General features: G+C 67.1%; 3 protein-coding genes and 1 pseudogene. 1 reads left to right on the top strand and 3 read right to left on the bottom strand.

What is annotated here, in order from left to right:
* Nucleotides 1-255, top strand: a pseudogene (locus ABTU92_RS25370) (hypothetical protein); the annotation flags it as partial.
* 19 nt (nt 256-274) lie between these two features.
* On the opposite strand, the gene tnpC reads toward ABTU92_RS25370, so the two are convergent.
* The 3 genes from tnpC to tnpA all read right to left on the bottom strand — a co-directional run.
* Nucleotides 275-1,846 (bottom strand): IS66 family transposase, encoded by a 1,572-nt coding sequence (gene tnpC / locus ABTU92_RS25365; RefSeq protein ID WP_408094388.1) that lies wholly within the window; start codon nt 1,844-1,846, stop codon nt 275-277.
* A 122-nt stretch (nt 1,847-1,968) separates the two neighbouring features.
* Nucleotides 1,969-2,322, bottom strand: a complete 354-nt coding sequence (gene tnpB / locus ABTU92_RS25360) for an IS66 family insertion sequence element accessory protein TnpB (protein WP_408094387.1) — start codon at nt 2,320-2,322, stop codon at nt 1,969-1,971.
* Nucleotides 2,319-2,716: IS66-like element accessory protein TnpA (tnpA, locus tag ABTU92_RS25355; protein WP_408094386.1), on the bottom strand; the 398-nt coding region annotated here is incomplete at its 5' end. The genes tnpB and tnpA, both read right to left, overlap by 4 nt.

The following is a 2,716-nucleotide window of genomic DNA, read 5'->3' as shown; positions in this document are numbered from 1 at the left end:
CACCTGTTCATCGCCCTGTGCCGCCGCTACGGGCTGAAGCCGTTTCGGTATCGTCGCCAGCGGCGCAACACCGTGATGGTGCGGGTTCCACAGGGGTTCGTCGATCAGGTCTTGTGGCCGGAGTTTGTTGAACTCGACCGGGCGCTGCAGTCGTATCTTCACGAAGTGACGCTGCGGGTGATCCGAGAGGAGATCCATTCCGACACGAGCGAGGCGCAGGAGGTGTCCGCGCCCGAGGCCCTGCCGCCGAACTGATCACGATGTCGGGATGACATCAGGCGGCGAACGTGATGCGCTCCGTGCGAGCGGCCTCCCAGATCCACGGCAGCAACTCGTGGAGACGATTGATGGTGGTGCGTCCCGAGACGATGCGCTCCAGAGCGTCGGTCAGCCAGGCTTGCGGTTCGACGTCGTTCAGCTTCGCGGAGTTGATCAACGAAGCGAGGATCGCCCAGGTCTGCGCACCCTGGATGCTGCCGGCGAACAGACTGTTCTTTCTTCCGAGAGCCACCGGTTTGATCGAGCGCTCCACCACATTGTTGTCGATCTCGATGCGGCCGTCGTCGAGGAAGCGCGTCAGCCCCTCCCAGTGGGCGAGCGTGTAGCGGATCGCCTGCGCCAGGCCGGACTTTTTCGAGATCTCCGCGAGCCTCGCCTCGAGCCAGAGTTTGAACGCCTCGACGAGTGGCTTCGTCTCGGCTTGTCGGAGGCGGCGTCGCTCGTCGGCGGTAGCGCCGCGGATGTTTGCTTCGACGGCGTAGAAAACGCCGATGCGCTGCAAAGCTTCGGCGGCGATCGGCGAGCCGGTCGCGACGTTGACCTCGTAGAACTTGCGCCGCGCATGGGCGAAGCAGAAGGCGAGCGTCACCGGTCCGCCCGCGCGGGCCGGGTCGGCAAGGCTGTTGTAGCCGGCGTATCCGTCGACCTGCAGCACACCGTGGAAGCCCGCGAACAACTCGGTTGCCCGGATGCCCCGGCGGTCCTCGGCGAACACGTAGACGACGGCGGGCGGCGCCGGTCCGGCCCAGGGCCGGTCGTCGGTCGCGACCGCCCAGAACCGACAGGTCCGGGTCCGGCCGCGTCCGGGATCGAGCACCGGCAGCGGCGTTTCGTCGGCGAACAGCTTGGGATACGACAGCACTGTCGCGAGCAGTTCCTCGTGCAGCGGCTTCAGCCACCACGCCAGCCGCCCCATCCACGACGCGAGCGTCTGCCGGTCGAGGTCGATGCCGTGCGCGGCGAGCATCTGCTCCTGCCGGTACAGCGGCACATGATAGGCGTACTTCAGGATCGCGACATTCACGAGCATCGCTTCGCTCGCCATGACGCCATCGATCGCCTGCGGCGGCGCCGGCGCCTGCACGACCGCCCCCTCGCACGCCCGGCAGCCCCAGCGTGGGCGGATGATCCGCTTCACCCGGTATTGCACCGGGACCACGTCGAACATCTCCTTCACGCTCTCGCCGATCTTGTGCAAGGTTCCGCCGCAGCACGGGCAGGTCTTGTCCTCGATGTCGATCACCACCTCGATGCGCGGCAGCTCGAGCGGGAGACGACCGCGATTGCGACGCGGCTGCCGCTGCGCCGACGCTGTGCCGGCGGCCGCCTTGTCGCTCGTCGCCGGCGTGTTCTCGTTCGCCGCGACGGGAGCTGCCGCGGTCGCCGCGAGCATCAGTTCCAGTTGGCCCTGGTCCTGTCGTTCCGAACGCCGGCCGAACAGCGCACGCCGGTACTGCGACAGGATGAGCAGCAGCTTCTCGTGCTCCGCAAGCGCGGCATCACGTTGCGCCACGGCGAGATCACGCTCGTGCAAGGCCGTGCTCAGATTTGTCGACAGGGTCGCGATGGCAGATGTCGCCTCGATCAGCTTCTGCTGCAGAACCGCAGGATCAGAGGGCAGATCATCGATGCCGTGCATGGGAGAACGGTACTATGAAGCGGAGTGAATCGCCACCGCTCTCGCACCGTTCAGCCCGCACGCAACGGTCTTTGCACACGTTGCGGAACCAGCGTGGTCCAGTTCAGACCGTCGAGCAACAACGTCAGTTCCGCTGCGCTCAGCGTGACCACACCATCCCGGATCGGTGGCCAAGTGAAGCGGCTCGTCTCGAGCCGCTTGTAGTACAGAACCAGGCCCGAGCCGTCCCAGGCGAGGATCTTCACCCGATCCATTCGCTTGGACCTGAAGACGAACAGCGCACCACTGAACGGGTTCTCGCGCAGCGTCTCGCTCACCAGCATGGCGAGCGAGTCCATCCCGCGCCGGAAGTCGACCGGTCGTGCCGCCACCAGGATGCGCAGGTCCGAGCGGATCGCGATCATCGCCCCATCGCTCGGACCGCAGACAGGACGTCGCGCAGTGCCGCTCCGTCGACCCGCCCCGTGACGCGGACCAGGACGTCCCCGACCTCGATCTCGATCGCCGAGCGACTGCGTGCCCCATCCGGCTCGATGTCGGCCACCTGCACCGGCACGAACACCGGCTCCGCCCGGCTCGTCGTCACGGCGGCATCCGCCTGCCGCGATTGGCGGCGCCATAGAAACAGCAGGCTCGGGCTGATGTCGTGCCGCCGTGCCACCTCCGACACGCTCGCCCTCGGCGCGCAGCTCTCCGCCACGATCGCCGCCTTGGTGTCAGGGCTCCACCGCCGCCGTCGGCCCGTGCCGGTGATCACCTCGATCCGACGCAGCGTGTCGGCAATCTCCAGCCGGTCAG

Origin of the sequence: Rhodoplanes sp. SY1, assembly GCF_046000175.1 — a bacterium.
Classification (GTDB): Bacteria; Pseudomonadota; Alphaproteobacteria; order Rhizobiales; family Xanthobacteraceae; genus Rhodoplanes.
The sequence above is the reverse complement of the archived record's forward strand: the minus strand, read 5'-3'. Positions and strand labels throughout refer to the sequence as shown.

Excerpts from the sequence above, each read along its gene's own strand:
- tnpB (WP_408094387.1), bottom strand. The coding sequence starts at position 2,322 with ATGATCGCGATCCGCTCGGACCTGCGCATCCTGGTGGCGGCACGACCG.